General features: G+C 40.4%; 1 pseudogene. It reads right to left on the bottom strand.

The window, feature by feature from the left end:
- Nucleotides 1–37: 37 nt before the first annotated feature.
- Nucleotides 38–1,023: pseudogene (locus I6F40_RS19565) on the bottom strand (IS110 family transposase).
- Nucleotides 1,024–1,221 lie beyond the last annotated feature (198 nt).

Below are 1,221 nucleotides of genomic sequence, written 5' to 3'. Positions count from 1 at the left end.
GTAGATACCATCTCTTCTAACCAGCCTCAAGCTTTCTTTAAATAGCTTGGGGCTGATATTCAGTTTGATTCTTCACAACACCAAAACAGATATGTGTCAGCTTTCTCATTGCAGCACCAATTGCCTGCATTTTTGTTTACCTTGCTCCACTAATCGCTTATTTTGGGCTTTTATATCTGGATTATGTTGTACAGCTACTACAGCAGCCATATACAATTTAGCCCTTATATACCCAGGCCCTTCTTTGCTTAAAGTTGTTTTTCCAGCCCGTTTGCCTGACTCATTAAGCTTAGGTATTAAGCCTAAGTAACAAGCTAATTGCTTGGCATTTTTAAACTGTTTACATGCCATCAAGGACACCATCATACGTGATATTACCTCTCCAACACCTTTGATACTTTGAAGCAATTGGCGGTTCTTTTTTAATTGTGGGTGTCTATCAATATGCTCATCAATGTCATTTTTTAGCTTGCCTATCTCAGTTTTTAGTACAGCTATCATATCTTCAATTGACTGAGTAACTCGAGTAGATGCACCTGAGAAACCAACAGCTTCATAACGATTTTCTTCGCGACGTAAGTCTTGCTCAAGTGCTTCAAGTCTACGCGTCATTACTTTTAACTCTCTCGCTTCAACAGGCTCAGGCTGCCAACTTAAAAGTGAGTGCTGTTGGTCATGACCATAACGAGCAAGCATTGTGGCGTCTGACTTGTCTGTCTTATGGACAAGCCCTAATGAACTTGCGTACTGTTTTGCTTTACCAGGATTTACATGTAATAAAATAAATCCTTGCTCATATAGGAAATACATCAGCGGCTCGCTATAAACACCTGTGGGCTCTGTTGTAATAACAATATCTTGTGCTTCTAAATTTGTATTCTTTATCAACCAGGCAACTAACTCTTGATAGCCCTGCGGGTTATTTTTAAAAATCTTCGTTTTCTTTTTACTTTTGACTACATCGCGTAGCCAGGAAATATCTAACTTGTCTTTACCCACATCAATGCCAATAAAAGCTTTCATCTCTATCTACTCCCCTTGTACATGCAGCGTCACCCTTAGTTGGGGCGCTAGGATACCATTCAGTTTAATGGAGGTTAGGAAGTCAGGGCTCAATCTACGTCACAGCATTTTCACACTCTGGTTGGGTACGAGCTCACTGTCTTCCCGATGTGACAAGTGCTAGCTAAACACTCATCAAGAAGAGATACAAGGTTGGGT

This window comes from Pseudoalteromonas sp. SWXJ133 (genome assembly GCF_015864365.1).
In the GTDB taxonomy this organism is placed as follows: Bacteria; Pseudomonadota; Gammaproteobacteria; order Enterobacterales; family Alteromonadaceae; genus Pseudoalteromonas; species Pseudoalteromonas arctica.
The sequence above is the reverse complement of the archived record's forward strand: the minus strand, read 5'-3'. Positions and strand labels throughout refer to the sequence as shown.